At 52.4% G+C, this 23,144-nt stretch carries 22 protein-coding genes and 1 tRNA gene; 10 read left to right on the top strand and 13 right to left on the bottom strand.

Going from position 1 to position 23,144, the window contains the following annotated elements; all coding sequences use genetic code 11:
* Nucleotides 1-201 (top strand): hypothetical protein (locus JJL52_RS21420; RefSeq protein WP_236994278.1); only part of this gene is annotated, 201 nt, incomplete at its 5' end.
* Here JJL52_RS21420 and JJL52_RS14770 read toward each other — a convergent pair.
* From JJL52_RS14770 to JJL52_RS14780, 3 genes are read right to left on the bottom strand one after another with little or no spacing between them, the layout of a single operon-like run.
* Entirely contained in the window at nt 182-2,044 is a 1,863-nt protein-coding gene (locus tag JJL52_RS14770) for an Hsp70 family protein (RefSeq protein WP_202053261.1), read from the bottom strand. The two genes, JJL52_RS21420 and JJL52_RS14770, sit on opposite strands and share 20 nt — an antisense overlap.
* On the bottom strand, nt 2,041-2,706 hold the full coding sequence (locus tag JJL52_RS14775) for a DUF2760 domain-containing protein (protein WP_202053262.1): 666 nt from the start codon (nt 2,704-2,706) through the stop codon (nt 2,041-2,043). Before JJL52_RS14775 ends, JJL52_RS14770 begins: the two co-directional genes overlap by 4 nt.
* A gap of 9 nt (nt 2,707-2,715) precedes the next feature.
* Nucleotides 2,716-3,099 carry a hypothetical protein gene (locus JJL52_RS14780; protein ID WP_202053263.1) on the bottom strand — a complete coding sequence of 128 codons (384 nt, stop codon included), beginning with the start codon at nt 3,097-3,099 and terminating at the stop codon, nt 2,716-2,718.
* 185 nt (nt 3,100-3,284) lie between these two features.
* Here JJL52_RS14780 and JJL52_RS14785 point away from each other — a divergent pair, with 185 nt between their 5' ends.
* From JJL52_RS14785 to JJL52_RS14800, 4 genes are all read left to right on the top strand, one after another.
* Nucleotides 3,285-4,109, top strand: coding sequence for a spermine/spermidine synthase domain-containing protein (locus JJL52_RS14785; RefSeq protein WP_202053264.1), 825 nt, complete (start codon nt 3,285-3,287; stop codon nt 4,107-4,109).
* The gene (locus tag JJL52_RS14790) at nt 4,106-6,274 is read left to right on the top strand and encodes a YgiQ family radical SAM protein (protein WP_202053265.1); all 2,169 of its coding nucleotides are present in this window, start codon (nt 4,106-4,108) and stop codon (nt 6,272-6,274) included. The genes JJL52_RS14785 and JJL52_RS14790 overlap by 4 nt, the downstream gene beginning before the upstream one ends.
* 133 nt (nt 6,275-6,407) lie before the next feature.
* Nucleotides 6,408-6,483 (top strand) — tRNA-Thr (locus JJL52_RS14795).
* Between the two features lie 399 nt (nt 6,484-6,882).
* Nucleotides 6,883-7,131: a hypothetical protein gene (locus JJL52_RS14800; protein WP_202053266.1), complete on the top strand. Its 249-nt coding sequence runs from the start codon at nt 6,883-6,885 to the stop codon at nt 7,129-7,131.
* A gap of 482 nt (nt 7,132-7,613) precedes the next feature.
* Here JJL52_RS14800 and JJL52_RS14805 read toward each other — a convergent pair whose 3' ends face one another.
* A complete protein-coding gene (locus JJL52_RS14805; protein ID WP_202053267.1) occupies nt 7,614-7,994 on the bottom strand; it encodes a hypothetical protein in 381 nt (126 codons plus the stop codon).
* Between the two features lie 145 nt (nt 7,995-8,139).
* Here JJL52_RS14805 and JJL52_RS14810 point away from each other — a divergent pair, with 145 nt between their 5' ends.
* Complete coding sequence (locus JJL52_RS14810; RefSeq protein WP_202053268.1) at nt 8,140-8,334, top strand: hypothetical protein; 195 nt, start codon at nt 8,140-8,142, stop codon at nt 8,332-8,334.
* A gap of 879 nt (nt 8,335-9,213) precedes the next feature.
* On the opposite strand, the gene JJL52_RS14815 is transcribed toward JJL52_RS14810, so the two are convergent.
* The 6 genes from JJL52_RS14815 to JJL52_RS14840 all read right to left on the bottom strand — a co-directional run bounded on the left by JJL52_RS14815 (nt 9,214) and on the right by JJL52_RS14840 (nt 15,672).
* Nucleotides 9,214-11,193, bottom strand: coding sequence for an AAA family ATPase (locus JJL52_RS14815; RefSeq protein WP_202053269.1), 1,980 nt, complete (start codon nt 11,191-11,193; stop codon nt 9,214-9,216).
* A gap of 12 nt (nt 11,194-11,205) precedes the next feature.
* A complete protein-coding gene (locus tag JJL52_RS14820; RefSeq protein WP_202053270.1) occupies nt 11,206-11,427 on the bottom strand; it encodes a helix-turn-helix domain-containing protein in 222 nt (73 codons plus the stop codon).
* Between the two features lie 628 nt (nt 11,428-12,055).
* A complete protein-coding gene (locus JJL52_RS14825; RefSeq protein WP_202053271.1) occupies nt 12,056-12,970 on the bottom strand; it encodes a zeta toxin family protein in 915 nt (304 codons plus the stop codon).
* A 281-nt stretch (nt 12,971-13,251) separates the two neighbouring features.
* A complete protein-coding gene (locus JJL52_RS14830) occupies nt 13,252-13,977 on the bottom strand; it encodes a hypothetical protein (protein WP_202053272.1) in 726 nt (241 codons plus the stop codon).
* Between the two features lie 126 nt (nt 13,978-14,103).
* A complete protein-coding gene (locus JJL52_RS14835; protein ID WP_202053273.1) occupies nt 14,104-15,315 on the bottom strand; it encodes a tyrosine-type recombinase/integrase in 1,212 nt (403 codons plus the stop codon).
* Between the two features lie 174 nt (nt 15,316-15,489).
* The gene (locus tag JJL52_RS14840) at nt 15,490-15,672 is read right to left on the bottom strand and encodes a hypothetical protein (protein WP_202053274.1); all 183 of its coding nucleotides are present in this window, start codon (nt 15,670-15,672) and stop codon (nt 15,490-15,492) included.
* On the opposite strand from JJL52_RS14840, the gene JJL52_RS21425 reads away from it, so the two are divergent.
* The 3 genes from JJL52_RS21425 to JJL52_RS14855 all read left to right on the top strand — a co-directional run bounded on the left by JJL52_RS21425 (nt 15,643) and on the right by JJL52_RS14855 (nt 17,349).
* The gene (locus JJL52_RS21425; RefSeq protein WP_336885080.1) at nt 15,643-15,795 is read left to right on the top strand and encodes a hypothetical protein; all 153 of its coding nucleotides are present in this window, start codon (nt 15,643-15,645) and stop codon (nt 15,793-15,795) included. The genes JJL52_RS14840 and JJL52_RS21425 overlap by 30 nt on opposite strands.
* A 109-nt stretch (nt 15,796-15,904) precedes the next feature.
* Nucleotides 15,905-16,597 carry a glycine-rich domain-containing protein gene (locus JJL52_RS14850; protein WP_202053275.1) on the top strand — a complete coding sequence of 231 codons (693 nt, stop codon included), beginning with the start codon at nt 15,905-15,907 and terminating at the stop codon, nt 16,595-16,597.
* Between the two features lie 29 nt (nt 16,598-16,626).
* Nucleotides 16,627-17,349: a hypothetical protein gene (locus tag JJL52_RS14855; protein WP_202053276.1), complete on the top strand. Its 723-nt coding sequence runs from the start codon at nt 16,627-16,629 to the stop codon at nt 17,347-17,349.
* Between the two features lie 141 nt (nt 17,350-17,490).
* Here the strand turns inward: JJL52_RS14855 and JJL52_RS14860 are convergent, their stop codons facing one another.
* The 3 genes from JJL52_RS14860 to JJL52_RS14870 form a co-directional block, all read right to left on the bottom strand.
* Entirely contained in the window at nt 17,491-19,005 is a 1,515-nt protein-coding gene (locus JJL52_RS14860) for a SpoVR family protein (protein ID WP_202053277.1), read from the bottom strand.
* Nucleotides 19,002-20,267, bottom strand: a complete 1,266-nt coding sequence (locus JJL52_RS14865; RefSeq protein ID WP_202053278.1) for a YeaH/YhbH family protein — start codon at nt 20,265-20,267, stop codon at nt 19,002-19,004. Before JJL52_RS14865 ends, JJL52_RS14860 begins: the two co-directional genes overlap by 4 nt.
* 141 nt (nt 20,268-20,408) lie before the next feature.
* Nucleotides 20,409-22,328 carry a PrkA family serine protein kinase gene (locus tag JJL52_RS14870; RefSeq protein ID WP_202053279.1) on the bottom strand — a complete coding sequence of 640 codons (1,920 nt, stop codon included), beginning with the start codon at nt 22,326-22,328 and terminating at the stop codon, nt 20,409-20,411.
* Between the two features lie 228 nt (nt 22,329-22,556).
* Here JJL52_RS14870 and JJL52_RS14875 point away from each other — a divergent pair, with 228 nt between their 5' ends.
* Nucleotides 22,557-22,733 carry a hypothetical protein gene (locus tag JJL52_RS14875; protein ID WP_202053280.1) on the top strand — a complete coding sequence of 59 codons (177 nt, stop codon included), beginning with the start codon at nt 22,557-22,559 and terminating at the stop codon, nt 22,731-22,733.
* The last annotated feature ends 411 nt before the right edge of the window (nt 22,734-23,144 follow it).

The raw sequence follows: 23,144 nt of genomic DNA on the forward strand, positions 1-23,144 counted from the left end.
TTGCCGACGACTGCAGGGATGCAGGAGGTAGGGCAACGCAAGGAGCAGTTGCCGACGACTGCAGGGATGCAGGAGGTAGGGCAACGCAAGGAGCAGTTGCCGAGCGTACCGTTTTCAAAAAATTCGCTTGAATCGAATCCTTCAAAAAGGTACGCGCAGCGTACCCTACGCTTTGAATGGCTCAGCCTTCGCCGGCCCTGACGTCGAACTCGATTTTCCAGCGGCCGTTGTCTTTCTGCGAAACGGCGTGCAGTTCGAGCGTGCCGACCTCGGTGACCGCCGAGGCGAGATGCACCGGCACGACCTCCCCGGGACGCCGGTTTTCCGGCGGCAGCGTGACTTCGATCTCGTCCAGCTCGGTCAACTCCTCGTCGGTCCAATAGGTCAGACGGTCGCCGACCTGGTCGTCGCGGCGCGAGTTCGAGGCGAAGAAGCGGAAGCGCACCGGTTCGCCGATGACCAGCCCGAATTCGTCCTCAGGCAGCTCTTCCTGGGTGCCTTCTTCCATTCCGAACGGGGCGATGCACAAGGCCTGCAGTTCCGGCGGCAGGCCGGGCACGGCAGGCATTGCGCTTTCGACGCCGACATAATACGAGGCTGCGGTGCCGCCCTTGATCCGGACGCCTTTACCTTTGCGAACCACGCCGTAGTACGAGGCGCCGCGGGCGACGGCCAGATCCAGATCGGCGCCGGGCAACAGCACCGCGTCGGGCGCGCCTTCCGCCTGCAGCCACGAATTCAGTACCTCGACCAGGCGCTCGGCCAACGGCTCGGCCTTCAGCACGCCGCCGTTGAACAGCACTGCGGTCGGATGCAGAAAAGTCGCATGTTCGGGCAGATTGACGTCTTTCAGGTCGCTCGTCGCGCCCTGCTGTTTGGCGAGGAAAGCGGCCAGGTGGCGCGTAATCGCCGCATCCTGCGCATACGGCAGGCCGACGGTCCGAAGACCGGTGCGCGGACGCGCGATCGGCCGGTCGGAAGCGTTGACTTTCGGCATGAAGCCTTCGACCAGCACCTGGTTGACCTCGGCGCGCGTCAGTTCGGTACGCAGAGCGCCGCCGATCAAGGACGAGCCGCGGTTCGCGACCACGATCGGCAGTTCCTCTAACGACGGATCGTTGAAGATTTTTTCCTTCGCCTCGCGGCAGCTGTGCGTCAGCGACTGGATTTGCCAGGGTTCGAGCCGGCGCCCGTCTTTTTCGAGTTTGGCCTTGACCGTGTAGGCGAGCGCCAAGTCCATGTTGTCGCCGCCGAGCAGGATATGATCGCCGACCGCGACGCGGGTCAGCTCGAGGTTGCCTTCGTTGTCGGTCACCGCGATCAGCGACAGGTCGGTGGTGCCGCCGCCGATGTCGACGACCAGGATGATGTCGCCCGCTTTCGCATGATTGCGCCAGTCGCCGCGGCTTTGTTCGATCCAGCTGTACAGTGCCGCCTGCGGTTCTTCGAGCAGGATCGCCTGACCGAGTCCGACCGCCCGGGCCGCCTCGACGGTCAGTTCGCGCGCGGCCGGATCGAACGAGGCCGGCACCGTAATCACCAGATCCTGCCGTTCGAGCGGCGCATCGGGATGGAGGTTGCGCCAGGCGTCGTGCAGGTGCCGCAGGTAGGCGGTGGTCGCATCGAACGGCGACACGCGCTCGACTTCCTCGGGGGAGTCGCTCGGCAGAATCGGTGATTTGCAGTCGACGCCCGCGTGGCAGAGCCAGCTCTTTGCGCTCGCGACCAGACGGATCGGGGTCTTGCTGCCGAGGGTCCGGGCGATCTCGCCGACCAGGTAGTCCGGTTTTGCCGACCAGGGCAGGGCGGTCGAGCCTTCGGCCAGTTCCGCTTCATGCGCCTGGTACAGAAACGAAGGGAGCTGCGGCTTGTCTTCGACCGCGCCGGGCGAAACCAGTTGGGGAATGTCGAGGACCTCCGGCGAAAAGTCGTCTTCTTCGGCTCTGTTCAAATCGGCATAGGACAGCACGCAATGGGTCGTGCCGAGGTCGATGCCGACGGAGAAACGGGAGCCTGCTTCAACGGACGGATTGGCTTCGCTCATAATTCCACCTCCGCCGGGGCGATGATCGCGGCATTATAGCCTTGCGTCAGTTTCGGCAGCCGGATCTGGGTGACCTGCCAGCCTTTGTGCACCAGCGTGCCGGTGAACGGCGCCTCGCCCGTCACCTTGCCGGTCAGCCGCACGCCGGCCGCGTCGAAGCCTTTCGGCAGGGTGACCTTGCCGCCTTCCTGTTCGCTGCGCACCGGCGCCAGCGAGAAGTGCTCGTTGATCACCTTGTTGCAGCCTTCGTGTACGACGCGGGCTGCGACGCCGATGTCCGCATCGTTGAAGGCGGACAGGTCTTCCCTGATGAAGTCGATGAAGCGCGCCTGCTGTTGCAAAAGGCCCAGCAGCTGCAGCGCCGCGTCGGGCGTCGCTTCCTTCAGGATTACCGGTTCCGGAGCGGGGCCGGGCACGATTTTTTCGACTTCGACGATTTTCTCGACGACCTTTACGACCGGTTCCGGCGCAGGTGCAGGCGCGGCTGGCACTACAGCAGCGGCCGCATGCTTCTTCCGGCAGCGGGACATGCCGATCACCATCGACAGCAGCACAAAGATCAGAATCAGCGCCAGCACGAGCACCGCACTGGCCAGGCACACATGCCAGAAGTCGAACGTGGTCGGTCTAAGCGATAAATCGATCGCATATTGCATATTCATGAATACTCCTTATTTCTTTTGGCCGGCTTCGCGGGCGGCCGCCGCAAACATCAGATTTTGAATGACTGTTCGAGTCGTTTGCAACCGCAGTTGTTTCATGTGGCGGTCGATGATTGCATCGGGCACTTTCTCTTCCGCATAGACGGTGCGCATCTTGCCCAGGACCGGTTCGCACTGCTTGACGACCTGTTCGGCGCCGGTGCGCACATCGGCGGACCGGTACTCGGGCTTCTGTATTTCGCTATCCACGCATTTTTTGTATTCGAAGCGGGATTCCTGGATTTTCTTGATCGTGGCGTCCGACAAGGTGGTGTTGTGCCATTCGTTTTTCGGATCGTTGGCAAAGACGGTAAATGAGGATGACAATAAAACGAGAAGAAGGAGCGGTTTCATGATCGACTCTCGGGTAGTTAAAAGAAAAAATAATCGCTTGTTGACGCGCGGCGCAATCGGCTCGTTCCAGGCCGATATTAGGGCAGTGCGCGTATTTTCAAGCGGGGGCGCGGCGGTAGTTTTGCCGGCGAGAACAATAAATTCAATAGGTTAAAAAGCATCTTAAGGTATAATGAGCCCCACTTATGTTGGAAACTTGCAGCAAAGACATCTACAGGGTCAAAGGCCGGCTGATTTATCAAAGCCACGATGATGACGGCGTCATCGAAGTGGTCGAACACAACGGCGTCAGGTCGCTGCACTTCGGTTCCTCTGCGACACAAAGCAGCCTGCGCATCGACGATCCGGAAAAACTGGAACTGGCCTATCTGCGCGCGATGAATAGCTGGATGCTGTTTAAAGATGCGCCGGAGCAGGGTTTACTTTTGGGCTTGGGGGGCGGCTCGCTCGCCCGGCATTTATTATATCATTTTCCCGATTGCCGGTTAGTCGCGGTCGAATACCGGAAAGACGTAGTCAGAGTCGCACGCAGCCATTTCGGGTTGCCGCTCGATTCGCGGCTGAAGGTGATTCTCGGTGACGGCGGCGATTATGTGCGCCGCCGAGCCGAAACTTTAAACGGCCATTTCGATCTTTTGTTCGTCGATATTTTCGATCACGACGGCATGTCGCCATCGCTGTCGAGCATCGCGTTTTTCGATGCCTGCCGGACCTTGTTGAAGGACGACGGCCTGCTGGTCGTGAACCTGTGGAATACCGACAAGGACCTGTTCGAGGCGTATTGCGACTGGCTGAACGAAGCGTTCGAGGCGCGCGTGCTGTTTCTGCCGGTCAACGCGCATGACAATATCATCGGTCTGGCTTTCAACAACGGTGCGCCCGCGTATTCCGTGAAGGCGCTGCGCAGCCGGGCCGAAGCGCTCGAACCGGTTTACCGTATCGAATTTTCGAACTTCCTAAGAACGCTCGTCAAATCCAACCCTCGCGTCATCAACCGAGTTATCAAATGATCCATTCCGTCTTACCCGCCGAGCCTTATCTGTTCGGTTACCGCAAATTTTGGGCGCACCGTTTCGGTCCGGCGCCGATGCTGCCGATGAGCCGCCAGGAAATGGAAGCGCTCGGCTGGGACAGCTGCGACATCATCCTGGTGACCGGCGACGCCTATATCGATCATCCGAGTTTCGGGATGGCGCTGATCGGGCGGGTGCTTGAAGCGCAGGGGTTCAGGGTCGGAATCATTTCGCAGCCCGACTGGACTTCGGTTGAAGACTTTCGGAAACTCGGCCGTCCGAACCTGTTTTTCGGCGTGACCGGCGGCAACATGGATTCGATGGTGAACCGTTACACTTCCGACAAAAAAATCCGTTCGAACGACGCCTACACGCCGGACGGCGCGGCAGACAAGCGGCCCGACCGCGCGGTCAGCGTCTATTCGCACCGCTGCCGCGAGGCCTTTAAGGAGGTGCCGATCATCATCGGCGGAATCGAAGCGAGCCTGCGCCGGATCGCGCATTACGATTACTGGTCCGATACGGTCAAGCGTTCGATCTTGCTCGACTCGAAAGCCGATTTGCTCGTCTACGGCAACGCCGAACGCCAGATCGTCGAAATCGCGCACCGGCTGGCGCGCGGCGAGCCCATCTCCGAAATCACCGGCATTCGCGGCACAGCGCATTTTGTGAAAGAGATTCCGGAAGGCTTCGCGGTGAAAGACTCGACTGAAGTCGACAAGCCGGGTGCAGTCATGCCGCCGCAGAACCCGTACCAGGAACAGCCGGCCTGCGAGGCGAAGCCGGCCGAAACCGTTCCCGGCGAGAACGTGGTTCAATTCGACAAGACCCTGCTCAGAAACCGGCGCGCGAACACCGTGATCCGGCTGCCCGCCTATGAAGATGTGAAGGACGATCCGGTGCTGTACGCGCATGCCTCGCGGGTCATGCACGGCGAGACGAATCCGGGCAATGCGCGCCCGTTGATCCAGCAGCATGGCCAGCGCCAGGTCTGGATTAATCCGCCGCCTATCCCTTTAACTACGAAGGAAATGGACGGCATCTTCGGCCTGCCGTATTCGCGTCTGCCGCATAAGGCTTACGGCAACGCGAACATTCCGGCGTTCGAAATGATTCAGCATTCGGTCAACATCATGCGCGGCTGCTTCGGCGGCTGCTCGTTCTGTTCGATCACCGAACACGAAGGCCGGATCATCCAGAGCCGCTCGGAAGACTCGATCATCCGTGAGATCGAAGCGATCCGCGACACCTCGCCCGCTTTCACCGGCCACATCTCGGACCTGGGCGGCCCGACCGCGAACATGTACCGGCTCGCCTGCAAGGATCCTAAGATCGAGGCGGCCTGCCGGAAACCGTCCTGCGTGTTCCCCGGCATCTGTCCGAATCTGAACACCGACCACACGCCGCTGATCAAACTTTACCGTAGAGCGCGTGCTTTGCCCGGCATCAAGAAGATCTTCATCGCCTCGGGCCTGCGCTACGACCTGGCGGTGACATCCCCCGAATACGTGAAGGAACTGGTTACCCACCATGTCGGCGGCTATCTGAAAATCGCGCCTGAACATACCGAGCAGGGGCCGTTGTCCAAAATGATGAAGCCCGGCATCGGCACTTACGACCGTTTCAAGGAGATGTTCGACAAATATTCGAAAGAAGCCGGCAAGGAGCAATACCTGATCCCGTATTTCATCGCCGCCCACCCCGGTACGACCGACCAGGACATGCTGAACCTGGCGCTGTGGCTAAAGCGCCATGGCTTCCGCGCCGACCAGGTGCAGGCCTTTCTGCCGTCGCCGATGGCGATCGCGACCGCGATGTACCATTCCGGCCTCGACACGCTGCACAAGGTTAGCCGCAGCGCGGATAAAATCTTCATCCCCAAAAGCGTCAAACAGCGCCGCCTGCACAAGGCCTTTCTGCGCTACCACGACCCCAACAACTGGCCGCTGCTCCGCGAAGCGTTAAAGGACATGGGCCGCAGCGACCTGATCGGCAATGGCAAACACCACCTGATCCCATCCTTTCAGCCCAAAGGCACCGGCATCGCGCCGGAAAAGGTGCAGCGCTTCAGAACCAAGCATACCGGACAGGAAGCGGGATTAGCTGCAAAAAAGCGGGAACGCGCAGTCGTCAATAAACGCGCCGCAAAAAGAACAAAATGATTATGCGGCGGTAAAACTCTGATTTTAAGTAATTAATCTCGACCAGTGACAACCGGATTCATCCGGCTTGTGCTAGAGCACTCAAAAAAGAGCTGGTCAAAATAAAATTATTCTGTATAATGCGCAATTCTTCGCTGGCGTAGCTCAGTTGGTAGAGCAGCTGATTTGTAATCAGCCGGTCGCGGGTTCGAGTCCCATCGCCAGCTCCAGATAAATCAAGGGTTTAGATGCAAATCTAAGCCCTTTTTTATTTCTGGGGTTACGCTGGGGTTACTTTGCTCGTAGTGCGGCTACCATTTTCCCATCTTTCTAGCATTAACGCCGGGCTCTAAATACGATAGCTTTGGCTTTTTTGAACTCAGTCGTCTTGCATTTTCGTAAGATACTTAGCTTGATCAGGCAAACTCACATGCCCGTTAAAATTAAGTAGGGCAATAACGGGCTCAGTTAAGGTCGGAAGCTGTCATTCGACAACGCCTTTGTTAGTCTTCTTGTTTAAGAGCTGCTCTTATCGTATCTAGCTTAAATCCTTTTAAAGTCAAGAGTGCGTCATGCAATAAGCCGCAATAATAATTAGCAGAAAACATAAAATGACAATATTTCGATGAATGAAATCCAGCATATTAATCTTCCTGGTTGTTTTCTCTTCCCTAGCTTCCGCTGGACAAGGCCAAGACCCTCAGCTTGAAAATTATCCTGTAAGTAAGGCATACATCGGCAAGCCAGCCAAAGTTGTACTTTCCATTGCGGATGAGAAGCTATTCGGCACACGTCTGCGTGAAGCATCGAAGCAACCTGCAAACTTTGCCGGTGAATATGTGCTTACCGAGTGGGGGTTTGCAGTGCTGGCTGCATAATGGGCTGTAGTCAGTCTTAAAACGGGGGGCGCGTTGTTTTTTTACTAAATTCTATTAACTGGTCCGAAAATAGCTCGGACTATGAGTTTCATATTAACAGCCGTTTACTTAGGTTTAGCAGCAGACCGGAAGACAAGGACGCAACTTATACCTATTTTTACGAGTTCACAAAGCATAAGTTCAAGCTTCTCAAAACTGTCCTTGTGGCAGAAAATCACCGCTAACATAATGATATCCACTAGCGGCCGTCATACGGCTATAGCCGATTTAAAAGTTTAAATAGCAACTATTTCAAAACAGAATTATACTCGAATCCGTGCTCTGATTTTACTTTGCGCTTATTAATCATATTCTTAAGAGTTGATTGTGAAGCGTTTTAGGTGAATGCAATATTCATCTATCCAACTGTTTTACAAAGATTTTTCATAAAGTGAACGCGGATTCAGGTTATATTAAAGTTCTTTAGATTAAGCGCCGCAAAATTATTTATAATTGTATTTCTTTTTAAGGATTTCCGTGCCTATGGTAATATTTAAGAGACAAGTCACCATTTTTGCCCTTGCTTCTCTATCTAAATTATTCATGCTGCCAAATTCTTTCATAAGAGGCTCGCCTTTTTCTATTTGAAATTTGACTAACTCTTGTACGCGATTATACAGCAATTCTTTTGTTGGATATTCCTTTAACATAGTTAAAGCTTGCTTTGTTGCAGCAGCAACAAATTCATTAGTAAAACCTTTAAATTGATTTAGATTTCTTAAGTACGCAAGCTTTTCATCATACCTAACATACCACTCTATATATTGCGATTCATTTTCTATTGATGGAGCTTCAGGTATTTTGTTGCCGAATAAACCAAACATTTTATCTCCTTGCTATTCATATTTAAAATTGCAATATTTTTAAGTGCTCTAATAACCTTTGGTGCTAGTTAAATTTAGTGGTCATGGAGAAGGTCTGAAGTGGTTAAGTATTTGACCAAAACGCTTTTGCCACGGAGACTTCCCCATGACCACCGAAGACTTTATCACCGATCTGTTCTGTCCGGTAGACGCCCGTATGAAAAATGCCCCCAATCATAGCCAGGCATCGCTTTGGCCGAGCGAACTCGTGACCATTGGTCTGTTGTTCGCCCTCAAAGGCGGCGGCAGTCGGTTAACAATTGTTCCTGGGGAAAACCTGTATTTTCCCTTCTCCGATTGAAGCGCGATTGCCGTTCTTTGCTGTTCTCGTTTTCTGCGCTGATAGGCGGCTTGATAGGTTCTTCGCTTCTCATGAACTGGGCTATTCGATCGTAAACTATGGTATATCTGCCCATACAGTCGTACGAACGATTCGCGAGTATTATGATCGGCGGGAAGATAGTAACCGACACGAAACACTTTAAATTGAACGATGTATTCTGGCTCGACAATGAGCCTGCATGCGTGATAACCCGCGCTATCAAGCCAATTTGCTACGAGCTTTAGCCTGTTGTAATCGGCATCGACGATAGAGACTGACCTGCCTTGTAACTGGCGTGTCGGCCTGCCAGGCGGATTGCCGGTGGGATGAAAAACGAGCCTCATAATTACCTCATCGGGTATATTCACATATGGGAGGGCATACGGATAAATTGACGAACCCTGTTATATCATCATTTCGCTTTAAAGCGAGTAAAAATTCAGGCTTATCTTGTACTCTTAAAATGCGAGTTGTGGGAATTGCATTCAATTACGCAACCCTTCTAACTGTAAGAGCCGGGTTTACTGCCAAAATATTTGCAGCCTAAGCCTCATCATGGCTAGCCCCTTTTCCTCCATCATGCCCCGGGGTTTTTCCCCTTACCACCCTTTTGAAGGGGGTGGCCTGTTTTTCGATGGAAAACTTGAAGCGATGCTCGCCTGCATTTTCTAAGAAGAATCCGCTTTCTCACGCCGGGCGTCGTTAGAGTTTTACGCTTTTGAAAGCATCCGCATCTCCCGCATCTCCGCACCCTATATAGGGTGGTGCGGATGCGTGCGGGAGGTATAAGATTTGCCTTGCTTCCGCATGAGTCCTCATGCGTACCTGATGCGGATGCGGGAACAGAATGCGCATGTTTTACGGGTTCAGAAGGATAAAATTATCCTGGACGGAAAAATAACCCTTCTCCGCGACACTGTTGACGGCGCGAGTGGCATATTCTTTACGTCGGTCTTTTTTTGCAGATTTACAATCAAACGGGACTTTTTCAATGGCAGTGTTGACGACATGCTCCACCGCTAGCTTGTGCTCTCCCTCGAATGCAACCGGCCTAAGTTCATCAGCTGTACCGATAATCCGCTTTTCCCACGCGCCTAATTTTACCTTCTCCCTAACCGAGCGAGACACAGGCTGAGAATCCAAATGTGCAAGGACGCAAGACGTTACCGCATCGCCATCTTCATCGAAACCCAACGGCACACTGACCAGCTTAAACGGATAATCCTGTCCTTCGCTGCCCTCTTTCTGTTTGCGAACTTTTGCTACCAAACAGCCATCTTTTTTTGTCACTTCGATGACAAAATCCATCGCCGCGTATTTCCCCGACCAGCCCCGCATGCCCTGACTGGCATCCTTACCCGAATGGTCTACCAATAAGACGGTAGCGCCTGTAGTATGATGCAGGTGTTTACAATGACTCAACAGCATACCCATGCCTTCCGAAGCGTTTTCGTTGGCGCCTGGGGTAACTGCTGACACCGTGTCGATCACGATCAAATCAAACTGACCTTTTGCATTAATGACATTCGCAATGGCTTGCGGATCGCTCTCGGTAAGAAAATTGGGAACCTCGGGGATCAATGAAAAAGGCAGATCGGCCAGATTAATGCGATGAAATTCGCTATAGGCCGCTAATCGGGTTCTCAGTCCGCCTGCGCCTTCGGCGGCAATATAGACGACACGGCCTTGCCGGACCTTTACTCCTCGCCAAGGAACCCCTTGTGCAATGCTCAGGGCAATGTCCAGGATGAAAAAGGTTTTGCCGACGCCTGAGGCGCCATAGACTGTCCCGATCTCGGTGTGCGGGATCAGCCCCTTGATGAACCAGTTGATGGATTTGGCGCTGGCATATTCATGCGCTGGTATCAGCGTGAATTTCTTTGCCTGCGCATCTTTATTAAATTTCCGAACGGCATCGTGGACTACGCGAGGAATGTCATTGAAGCGTTCGTGCCAGCGAGCCGATCGATCCTCTGTTGCCACCATTATGCCCTGAATCGTTTCGGTAATGTGTTGAGCCGCCATTCCCCGTTGTTGATAGCGGGCCGTTAATACGAGTAGAGGGTGATGATAACTTTCAGCAGTCATGATTTGCCGAATCAATTCGGCATCATTCTGGCGCTCTTCAAATTCAATAGGTACTACATCACCGGCTTTATCCCATTCTTTTTCGGGCTGCGGCCTTCCTATGGGCGAGATAAGATATTCGAGAAAATTATCGATATAGCTGCCTTCTACAATATGGCATTGATAGTTGGCTCCTTCGACCTGGCCGAAATAAAAAGCTTGAGACAGGGTCCAGGATTCACCGGCCAGAATGTCGCCAAGGGCAGCATTTAAGAGGGAAACGTAGTGCTCCCTTTTATCGGGCGGATAGGGCTTCGATAAGGGAGCCAGCACGCGCCAGCGGGGTTTGTCTATCTGGTGGCTAGGTGAGGTGTAAATAATCGCTTTGACGTTATGTCGCTGGAGCCTTTCGACAGCTTCTTCCGGCGTAACGCGTCCGCCGTCGTAGTCACCTTCAATGCCATAAATTTCAAGGACATTGGCATCGTGCCGTAAAGCTCCTTTCTCGGTAGGCGCTTGGCCGAATGCAGCGAGTTTCAGTAATGGGCAGCTCTCTTTACTCTTATATACCTGTGGATTAGCATGAAAATCGCAAAAGGCTTCCCAGGCCATTTCCTGAGGAACCACTGTTTTTCCGAAGCGATCCTGAAAAACTGAATATTTCATCTTAAAACCAGAGTGATGGCTTGAAGAGGAAGATGAGAATTCGTTGCTGTTATCGGGAAGGTCGGTGGAAAAATCATCAGAATAACTATCCGTCCGTAAGTTCATTCTGACTTCCTCTTAATCTTCGCCTATGGTCCGAGACTGATGAAAGGCATCCAATGACGATTTTCGATAACGAACCAGCCTGCCGACTTTCACGTACGGAATGCTGTAGCGTTTTGTGCAGCGCCAGACATCCAGGGTGCGCGGGGTGACGCCCAAATAAGCGGCGGCTTGCTCATTATTCAGCAACGGATCAGTCCACGCGGGGCTTTGAGAGGCTGGTGTAGTTTGACTCATAACATTAACCTTCGGTGAGTTTCAGTAATGTGAACATCTTGAACTCAACGGGAAATTAAAGCATGGTCACGAATGCGATTTCTTGTCCCTGTGTTCTGTGTTTAGGGAAAATGCTGTCGTGCTGCAATATCGAGTGATATTTGGGAGGGAAAGGTATTGCTAAGGTTTGATTAATGAAATTTAAATTGGTTGTCTTAGGCCGGTCAGTTTCTGTCAATCAAAATGTATTTTCGATCGTCCGCTTTGGATCATAAATTGACTATTTATAACGACTGTCATAACCGGGCGCAAAAAGTGAAGCTTTTTGTGATCCACGTTTATGTTGGGGTTGTTATATTTGATCTATGTCGATGTCCTTGTATTTATCCTCTAATTTAGACCGCGATTTGGTGCTTACCAAAATTGCCGACTCTGATTCATTACGATCATTTTGTACAATAAACCCAACATTAGAGCTATATATCAAAGTACTTTTTGCAAGCGTTTTTGCGCGCCTAATGCTGGACGCTGACGCTTGTAGACCAGAAACTTTGACAACGGCTCCCTTCTTACCACTAACATGAACAACAAGCTCTCCGGTTGATGAATCGCGTCGAACGTAATTGACTCTATCTTTCTTGCTCATCTTTTATGCCCCCCTTTTCTGCAGTCTTTCAACTGGACTATTTTGCGTTGAATACATTATTTCTGGACCTTTTTCTTTTAAAAAGAGGGTTGACAATTTTCCAACTGATGACCATTTCTCATCATCCCTCACTCTGTAGTAGGCCAATATTGGCTCATTGCCATACCCATCAAATATCAGACCCAATGGAACATATCGCTTAGTATTTATATACCTGTATAACGCTCTTTTACATGATTCTTGCCGATCTAGGCTTACCAGAACTAAATGAACCTTATACTCTTTTCCTATCAATGTATCCCTTATTTCTCTTAATGAAGAACAATTTCCTCCAATCTTGGGAATAATCATGTTGTAGCCTTTGGCTATGCAAAATTCATATATATTATACTCGTCCTCATAACCGGATAGACCAAAGGTAACTAACGAAGATTCCTCATGAACAATTGATGCGCCAAATTCGTGACCAAACTCAGGAATCTTTCGTTTAGCAAAGTCGCTATCTATGACATAAGCTCCGAAAAAATCTGCGAGTTTGCTAGCTATAGATGATTTACCCGAAGCCGGCAGCCCCGTAACTATTATTGCTTCTCTATCTGTCTGAAGCGGGGTATTTGGCTTAGCACCACCTTTTCCAAGCATAATTTTTTCGTCATCGTCTAACCTCTCATAATTTATTAATTCGTCAAATATTTGCCTTCTCAAATTAACTCTTTTTTCATTACTTTTGTATAAAGGACGACGATTTTCCATGCTTTCAAGAGTTGATTTTAGCTTCATTCCCTCAAGGAGTCGCTCAGCTTTCATGACATGTTGTGACAATTCGTCCGCCTCACTCTCTTGTAGATCAAGGACTTCTGTCAGGAAATTGAATGCCAAATCATTGTCATTCAGCGGTCTCGCATAATTGTTGCTCAATCCATTCTCCTTATTTGCGCATCAGATTGGCTTTGATGCATAAATAAAACCTAAATATTTAATTTGATTATGAAACGCCAAATTTTGACTTTAAAAAAATAACCATTTACAATCAATAGGTTACTGGTTTGTACAATAAAGCCGTTCCAAAGCCACATTTTGAATGACTGAAATATCGCTCTGAAAACGACATTTAAAAACATTATTTATAGACTCTTTAGGACCTTATTCAGTTTATCAAAGGCAGATACAAATTCAACTAATCTTCAAACTCGTCAATTTTAATCCGGTTCTTTCCGACGAGGTGTGACAGTCTCGCCCTCGATGTAGCAAGAGGTTCTGGATAGCGCTTGTTCTTTGGTTTTTCGCTGGATTGTTTTTTTGATGGCGTCATAAGAAAGGCCTGTCACTTCGGCAATGCTTCGATAGGCTTCTGCAGGCTTCATGCCCTTGCCCTGGAGACTCTGAAATTGTTGCCAAATATCTTGGTGAAACTGGCCCTGTGGCTGTTTCTGAAACGCATCAATGTTTAATTTGCTTCTTAGAAGTTCGCCCTGTCGATCACGAGTACTCATCATTCGGTGGGCAATGTGCCGAACGAGGAGGCTGATTTTCTTATCCAAATCTCGGTTTTCCGGTGCGGTTGCTACTAGGTGGACGAATTTGCCGATTAAGCTTTCGGAGTGGCTGTATAGTAATTTAATGGCATGGTCTTCGCTGATATCAAATTCTTCCGCTATAAGAACAGATGCTGAAGCAGGCGAATGGCGCCGGGACTCGCGAAGACGGATGCCCTGTTTTTTAAGGTCAGCAAACCGCTTTTTTATCAAAGGGATTTTGCCGTGTTTTGCTTGGTTTGGATAGAGTTTCGTCAGGACGAAGACGACATACTCTCGCAACGGCTGGGGCGGCGATTGATCGCGCTCCACCAAGTAGCAAAAATAATTCAATAGATTAAAGGCGGATGCGGCATCGCCGTTCTTTGCACAAGCAATGCGCGTATTCATTTGCCAGTGAAGCCGATGTAGAGAGGGCGGTAGTTCGTCTGGCTGAATGAGGTCAGTAGAGTCGGAAGGCATCATAATCAAGCCGTGTTGCACCTAACGGTTGATATTCAATCCCCGCTTAACGGGTTAGTTTTGTTTTTGTTTGAGTTTCAGAACTTCGGCGGAGGGTTTCACCCCGGCGGCGGTGAGAATCGCCCCCGTTGCGCGTTCTACGGATTCACGGACCGGGTCCATGTCCAGGCGGGCATAAATCGCTGTTGTGCTGGGGGATTTATGGTTCAAGGATTTGCCCACAATCGCGAGCGAAGCGCCGGTTTTCGCTTGCCAGCTACCCAGCGTCCGCCGTAGATCATGAATACGCAGATCGGCAATGCCTGCCCGCTCCAGGACACGTTTCCAGGCTTTTTTCGGCTCGACTAAATGTCCGGTCGCTCCAGTGCCGGGAAACACCCATACGGGGTCACACCCTTGCCGAGCGCGAAGGATTTCCACCGTTTCAGGCGTTAAGGTCACGATTTGCGGTTCGCCGTTCTTGGTGGTCGGGATGCGCCATTCGGCACGGTCGAAATGGATTTGTCGCCATTGCATTTCTTGCACATTCGAACGCCGTGCGCCGGTTAGGAGGGAGATCAGGAAGTAATCCCGCAACGTATCGTTGGGTTCATCCGCCAATGCCTTAAAAAATGCCGGTAGTTCATCCGACTGTAAAAAGCGGTCGCGCTTCGTTTCGGGAAATTTCTTGATACCTTGGGCCGGATTGTTGCCCTTGAATAGCTTGTGCTCGATGGCAAAGCTGAACAAGCTTGACGCCAAGGCGATCACCCGGTTAGCGGTAATCGGATGCTCCTTGCCGATGTCGGTGTGGAGCTTGCCAAAGTCGGTGTCTTTAAATTTCGAGAGCTGACGCTTGCCATGCTTTGCCAGATACAAATCAAAATCGTAGCGATAGCTGCGCTTGGTCTTTGCCGATAAGTAGGCGCCGCGCCGATTCCGGCGATGTTGGAGAAACTCGTCGAAGAGTTCTTGCAGCGTGGTTTCGGATTTCAAGGCTCGCGCATCGGTATTGGGATTGACGCCTTCGGCAATCAGCGCATTGATTCGCGCCGCTTCTTTACGGGCTTGCTCAATGCTCATGTCGGGGTAGCGTCCGAGAGTAACGCGCTCGGGGTCTCCATTCTTGACGCGCCGAAAGACGCTGAAAGTTTTCACGCCATTACCGGTAACACGAATTTGCAGACCGTGCGTCTTAGCGTCGTGATAAGTAGCACGTTGCCCGGCGGCAGGTAAAGGGAGGGCGTCCAGGGCCGCCTTGGTGAAGTTGAATTTTTTCTCAGCCATATAAACCTCCAGGATTGCCTCGTTGCCGGGGTTACTCTGGGGTTACGCATTAGAGAAAATTAGAGTGATTTTCGTGTAACCCCGTTAAGGTCATAATAGGCTGAATTTATTGATAAGTAAAGATTTATTAAGATACGTTAATCAGCAGTAAAGTATGGGCCTTCAAATTTGTAATCAGCCGGTCGCGGGTTCGAGTCCCATCGCCAGCTCCATGAATTTAAAGGCTTTTTCGGAAACGGAAAGGCCTTTTTTATTGCCTGTTGAATGCTGATGGGGCATCTGTCCACAACAACCCCCCAATAAATCGCTTCTTCTTTTCTCTTTTTCATCCAAGTCCAGAAGGTAAAGAAAACTCAACAATGCGAACTTGGAAAAGAGGCATCACAAGGCAACTTGAATTTAGGATTAATCCGAACATTCAAAATACCTCTTCCTCCCCTTACCGAACAACACGCATCGTCGCCAAGGTCGATGAACTGATGGCGCTGTGCGACCAACTGGAATTCCAACTCGCCGACACTGCCGTCGACAGCTGCCGTCTGCTGGAAGCCGTGCTGCACGAAGCGCTATTACCCGCTGGGCAAACAGTATGAATATCGCCGCGCTCGTCGTCATCGCCACGCTGTCGTTATTGCTGACGGTACTGTGGCGCCTCTGGCGGCGCAGCATACGCGCCGACTATATCCGCGCCTACACCTTTCCGCCGGCCTTGTACGCCAAGCTGCAAAAGCGCCGGCCGGAACTGTCGCTGAAAGACTGCCAATTGGTCGGGCGCGGGTTGCGCCAGTTCTTTCTCGCCTATTTGCAGGGCGGCTGCCGTTACGTGTCGATGCCGTCGCAAGTGGTCGACGATCTCTGGCACGAACTGATTCTGTACACCCGTCATTACGACGCCTTCTGCAAGAAGGCCTTCGGCGGCTTTCTGCACCACACGCCGGCCGTGGTGCTGAGCAAAAACAGGCAAAACAACACCGGCTTACGCCGCGTCTGGTGGCTGACCTGCCGTGAGGAAAACATCGATCCGCGCAAACCCAGCCGCTTGCCGCTGCTGTTTGCGATTGATAAAAAACTCAATATCGAAGACGGCTTCATCTACATGCCGGATTGCCGGGGCATTCGTCGTAGCAATGACAGCAGCACCCGCATCCCGTATTGTGGCGGGGATTTCTCCAGCAGCGATTTCGATGGCGGCACCGAAGGCTTCGGCGACTGGTCGGATGGCGGAAACGCTGACGGTGACGGCGGCGATGGTGGCTGTGGAGGCGGCTGCGGTGGCGATTGATGGCGGACGGAACGAGGAAGGGGACTAACATGCAGCAGTTTAAGCGTTATATCGGCATCGACTACTCCGGCGCCGAAACCGCCGAGTCCAGCCTGAAAGGCTTGCGGGTTTATCTGGCGCAAGCCGACGGCGAGCCTCAGGAAGTGCTGCCGCCACCCAGCCCGCGTAAATACTGGACTCGACGCAGCATTGCCGAATGGTTGCAGGCCGTATTAGCGCAAGACGTGCCGACGCTGGTCGGCATCGATCACGGCTTTTCGTTTCCGCTACGTTACTTCGAAGTGCATCAGCTGCTGCCTGATTGGTCGACATTTCTGGAAGATTTCCAGGAACACTGGCCCACCGACGAGCCGCATACTTATGTCGATTTCGTTCGCGATGGTGTGGTCGGCAAGGGTGAGGCGAGAATGGGCGATCCGCGCTGGCGGCGCATTTGCGAACAACGCTGCCGCGCCAAGTCGGTGTTTCATTTCGACGTGCAGGGTCAGGTCGCTAAATCCACTCATGCCGGCATTCCCTGGCTGCGTTTTCTGCGCCATCGGCTTGGTGAAGAAGTACATTTTTGGCCCTTCGACGGTTGGGATATTGTTTCAGGTCATTCGGCTATGGTCGAAGCCTATCCATCGCTTTATAAGCGCAGCTTTGCGTCCGGGGAACGAACGTCCGATCAGCAGGATGCATATGCCATCGCTGCGTGGTTTCAACAGGCCGATCTTGACGGCCGGATTGCCAAGTTCTTAAACCCAGCCTAATTCCCGGCGAACGTGCTGTGGCGGAGGTTGAAGGCTGGATTCTTGGGGTTGGTTAAAGTGAACGTATTGAAGCCGGACCGGCGAATCTGCCTTCCGACTGATCCTGGCTTAGCGGAGTTGCTGAAAAATAATTTCTTATCTTTAGATTAGGCATTCACTGATGAGTTCGGCGCGGCCGTTTTCGTCTACGCTTTCGATGCGCACGTCGTAGCCCCATAGCTGAGCCACGTGGCGTAACACCTCCGCAGTACTCTCCCCCAATGGCCGGCGCGCATGCATATAGTGGCGCAGGGTCAAAGAACGGTCGCCATGGATGTCCGCGTCCCACACCTGGATGTTTGGTTCACGGTTACCCAAATTATACTGATCGGCAAGGGCCTGACGGATATGCCGATAGCCGGCATCGTCATGGATCGCGGCAATCTCCAGCTTGTCTTGCCGGTCGTCGTCGACCACGTCGAACAATTTCATTTCCCTTATCAAATGAGGCGAGAGGTATTGGGAGATGAAACTTTCGTCCTTGAAGTTACGCATGGCATAGTCCAGGGTTTTCACCCAATCCGTACCCGCGATATCGGGGAACCAGCGGCGATCCTCCTCGGTGGGTTCCTCGCAAATGCGGCGGATGTCGCGGAACATGGAGAAACCAAGCGCATAAGGATTGATGCCTCGGTAATCGCGGCTGTAGAAAGGGGGTTGGTACACGACATTGGTGTGGGACTGCAGAAACTCCATCATGAAGCCGTCGGTGAGCTTGCCTTCGTCATACAGGTGATTAAGCAGCGTATAATGCCAAAACGTAGCCCAGCCTTCGTTCATCACCTGAGTCTGACGTTGAGGATAGAAATACTGGGCGATTTTTCTAACGATGCGCACGATTTCCCGTTGCCAGAGCTCCAGGCAGGGTGCATGCTTCTCGATGAAATAAAGCAGATTCTCTTGGGGCTCGGGAGGATACCGAGTTTCTTTCCGGATTTTCCCGGCCGCTTCCTTGGGCGGCAATGTGCGCCACAGGTCGTTCACCTGAGATTGTAAATAGGCCTCGCGCTCCTGCTGGCGGTTTTTTTCCTTCGCCATTGAAAGTTTAGCCGGGCGCCTGTAATTATCTACGCCGTGATTCATCAAGGCATGGCAGGAGTCCAGGGTCTCCTCCATCGCAACTTCGCCGTAGCGCTCTTCGCACTCCGCTATATAGCTGCGGGCAAAAACCAGATAATCCAGAATGCCCTCCGCGTCGGTCCAGGTGCGGAACAGGTAGTTACCCTTGAAGAAGGAGTTGTGGCCGTAGCAGGCATGGGCGATCACAAGCGCCTGCATGGTCATGGTGTTCTCTTCCATCAGGTAAGCGATGCAAGGATTCGAGTTGATCACGATTTCGTAGGCCAGCCCCATTTGGCCGCGCTTGTAGCTCTTCTGGGCGGTCATGAATTGCTTGCCGAAGGACCAGTGGTTGTAGCTGACCGGCATACCGACAGAGGAATAGGCGTCGATCATCTGTTCGGAGGTGATGACCTCGATTTGGCTGGGGTAGGTACCCAGCCCATAGTAGGCCGCGACCCGGCCGATCTCTTTGTCGTATAGGCGCAGCAAATCAAAGGTCCATTCGGAATCCTCGGAAAGCGGTTGCCGGGTCTTGTACTCTCGTTTATCGGTCATTTCGTTACCTTCTTCCGAAACAACTCCCGAAATACCGGATAAATGTCTTCCAGGCTCAAAATGCGTTGCAGTGTGAAGTGCGGGCTCACCGACCTCACATATTCATATTCCTTCCAGAGACTCTGCGGATTTTCCGCTTTGATTTCGACGTAGGCGTAATACTGCAGCAGTGGTAAAAGGCTGTTGATCAGCAGGTCGCGGCAGTAGGGGGAGTCATCGTTCCAGTTATCTCCGTCGGAGGCTTGGGCCGCATAAATATTCCAGCCCGCAATGGGGTAACGTTTGCGGATGATCTGATGCATCAACTCCAAGGCGCTCGATACCACCGTGCCGCCGGTTTCTCTTGAGTTGAAGAAATCGTGCTCGTCAACCTCTTTGGCCACCGTGTGATGACGGATGAAGACCAGGTCGATATGTTCGTAACTGCGGGTCAGAAACAGATAGAGCAGCATGAAGAAGCGTTTGGCGATGTTTTTGCGTTCTTCGTCCATCGAACCCGATACGTCCATCAAACAGAACATGACCGCCTGGCTCGCAGGCTGGGGTTTGTCTACGCGGTTCGAATACCGCAGATCCCAGGTGTCGAGGAAGGGCACGCTAGCGATACGAGCCTTAAGGGATTCGATCTCCTGCCTGAGCGAATCAGCCTCCGGGCTGTCATCCTGTCCTTTCGCTGCCAATTCGGCTAACCGCTCCTCGGCCTCTTGGAGTTCCTGACGCGGAGTGGATGACATGGCGAGACGCCGGCCGATCGACTGTTTCATTGAGCGCGCCACGTGCAAATTGGCAGGACTGCCGTCGCTGGTGAAACCGGCGCGCATTCGTTTGACCTCCGGCACGGCGGAGAGCTGCTTCTTCACCAGGTCCGGCAGGGCAAGATCTTCGAAGAAGTAGTTCATGAACTCTTCCTTGGACAGTTCGAAGACAAACTCGTCCATGTCTTCGCCGTCCGGCGAGCCCTCGCTTCCTCTCTGACCGGAACCGCTTTCGGGGCGGTCCACGCGATCTCCGGCAATGAATTCTTTGTTGCCGGGGTGAATGATGGAGCGTCGCCCGCCGGGCCCATATTGAAACACCGGCTCCTGCAGGTCCTTGGCGGGGATGGATATCTTCTCGCCACGCTCCAGATCCGTCACATTGCGGCCGGACACAACGTCCGCCACCGCCTTGCGGATCTGCCCTTTGAAGCGGCGGAGGAAGCGCTGCCGGTTGACGGCGCTGCGGTTTTTACCAGAGAGACGGCGATCAACGAACTGGCTCATAGCGTTTTTGCGTCAGAAAATGAGTACTCTCCTTCTTCACAGGAAGCGGTTAAGGTGGCTGTGAGGCATGGCTCAGCCACCATGGCCTCCCGCTCCCTATCCGCCCCCAGGAGAAGGGGCTTGATTGCGGACAGCTCTTGTTCACGACGCCTTCCGTGCCCGCAGATACCACTCGGCTAGCAGGCGTACCTGCTTTTCCGTATAACCTTTGGCTACCATGCGTTCCACGAACTCATGGTGTTTCTTCTGTTCCTCGCTGGAAGCCTTGGCGTTGAAGGAGATCACCGGCAATAGGTCCTCGGTGCTGGAAAACATGCGCTTCTCGATCACCAGGCGTAATTTTTCGTAGCTGGTCCAGGCCGGATTTTTGCCATGGTTTTGGGCCCGCGCCCGCAGCACGAAGTTCACCACCTCGTGGCGGAAATCTTTCGGGTTGGCAATGCCGGCGGACTTCTCGATCTTTTCCAGCTCGGCATTGATCTGGGCTCGATCAAGGATCTCGCCGGTGTCCGGATCGCGGAATTCCAAATCTTGAATCCACATGTCGGCGTAAATTACGTAACGATCGAAGATATTCTGGCCATATTCCGAATAAGACTCCAGGTAGGCAGTCTGCAGCTCCTTCTCGATGTACTCGGCGTAGCGCGGCGCCAGATACTCCTTCAGATAGCTCACATAGCGTTGCTCCACCTCGGGGGGAAACTGCTCCTGTTCGATTTGCTGTTCCAGCACGTAGAGCAGGTGCACCGGGTTGGCCGCTACCTCGGCATGATCGAAGTTGAATACCTTGGAGAGGATCTTGAAAGCAAAGCGGGTGGAAATGCCCGTCATGCCCTCATCGACCCCGGCAAAATCCCGGTATTCCTGGTAGCTCTTTGCCTTGGGATCGGTATCCTTCAGATTTTCTCCGTCGTAGATGCGCATTTTGGAATAGATGCTGGAGTTCTCCGGTTCCTTGAGGCGGGTGAGTACCGAGAACTGGGCCAGCATCTGCAGGGTGCCGGGAGCGCATGGCGCTTCGGACAGCGAACTGTTCTGCAACAACTTGTCGTAGATCTTCACCTCGTCGGTGACACGCAGGCAGTAGGGCACCTTGACGATGTAAATACGGTCCAGGAACGCCTCGTTATTCTTGTTATTGCGGAAGGTGGTCCATTCGCTCTCGTTACTGTGGGCAAGCACCACGCCGTCGAAGGGAATGGCGCCGAAGCCTTCGGTGCCCTTGTAGTTACCTTCCTGGGTCGCGGTGAGCAGAGGATGAAGCACCTTGATGGGCGCCTTGAACATCTCCACGAACTCCATCAGCCCCTGGTTGGCCAGGCACAAACCGCCCGAGTAACTGTAGGCATCCGGATCATCTTGGGAGTATTTTTCCAGCTTGCGGATATCGACCTTGCCCACCAGCGAGGAAATGTCCTGGTTGTTCTCGTCGCCCGGCTCGGTCTTGGAGATACCCACCTGGTTCAATACCGAAGGCCAGCGCTTAACCACCCGGAACTGGGTGATATCCCCATTATACTCATGCAGGCGTTTCACGGCCCACGGGGAAAGCACCTTGTTGAGGTAGCGCCGTGGAATGCCGTATTCCTGAGCCAATATCTCGCCATCCTCATCGGCCGAGAACAGGGCGAGGGGCGAGTCGTTCACCGGCGAATTCTTGATAGCGTAGAACGGGATACCTTCCATTAAATGCTTGAGCTTCTCGGCGAGGGAGGACTTACCTCCTCCTACCGGTCCAAGCAGGTATAGAATTTGTTTTTTCTCTTCCAAACCTTGGGCGGCATGGCGGAAATAAGAGACGATTTGCTCGATAGTATCTTCCATGCCGTAGAACTCCTTGAAGGCCGGATAGATCTTGATCACTTTATTGGAGAAGATGCGCGACAGGCGCGAATCTTTCCGGGTATCCACAAGCTCTGGGTCGCCGATGGCCGCCAGCATTCTCTCCGTCGCGCTGGCATAGACCATGCGGTCTTCTTTGCAGAGATTGAGGTATTCTTCGAGGCTGTATTCTTCCTCTTCCCGACGGTGTCGGGCAATGTACTGATTAAACAGAGTCATAATTTCATCTCCGGTTGAACAAGCCGGCGGACCACTTATTATAATAGTAGCAATTAATAATAGTAATAAGCAATGAATATACTCGTTAACCATTAGCCATCTTGCCAATTATGACAGTGGAATGCCGCATTGGTGCCACTTAAAGGTGGTCCCTAATAATTGAACAGCTGGTTAAGTGAAAGCCCTGGTACTGTAGAATGTTCAGAAGGACACCACAAGGAGTCGAAGATGTCAATCAAAACGAGACGAAGCCATTCATCGATTTTCAAAGCTAAAGCCGCCATGGCAGCGCTGGCGGGTGATAAACCTCTGGCGCAATTAGTGAAGGAATTCGAATTATCCGAACCGGATTACCGAATGTCCATAGACCCCCCTTGTGGTGGGAAACGGCTGGTGACGGAATGAGCGACGAGGTCTTTGACAAATCCACTGAATTGACGTAACCCGTTGGCGATTTGCTGGTGCTAACATGCCAAGATCGGTCTGCTCTGCTGACAGCATGATTTATGCGAAGGAGGGTGTAGAGTTGGTTATTTCATGTTAATAATGGCATCAAGGCACTGCGCGTTATTGCGAGGATTTTGCGTGTTTCGGTTGTGATTCGTGATGATTTGTAATCAGCCGGTCGCGGGTTCGAGGCCTATCGCCAGCTCCAGATAAATCAAGGGTTTAGACGAAAGTCTAAGCCCTTTTTATTGCCTCATAAAAATCATATAGACGCAGCCCGTGTTTGTGGTAACAAAACGCCGGAGCGAGCACTTCCGTTTTCCGCGCATGATTCCTATTCGGTAAACTCCGATTTTTCCGGCTTTCTCG

This window comes from Candidatus Methylomicrobium oryzae (assembly GCF_016745425.1).
Classification (GTDB): domain Bacteria; phylum Pseudomonadota; class Gammaproteobacteria; order Methylococcales; family Methylomonadaceae; genus Methylomicrobium; species Methylomicrobium oryzae.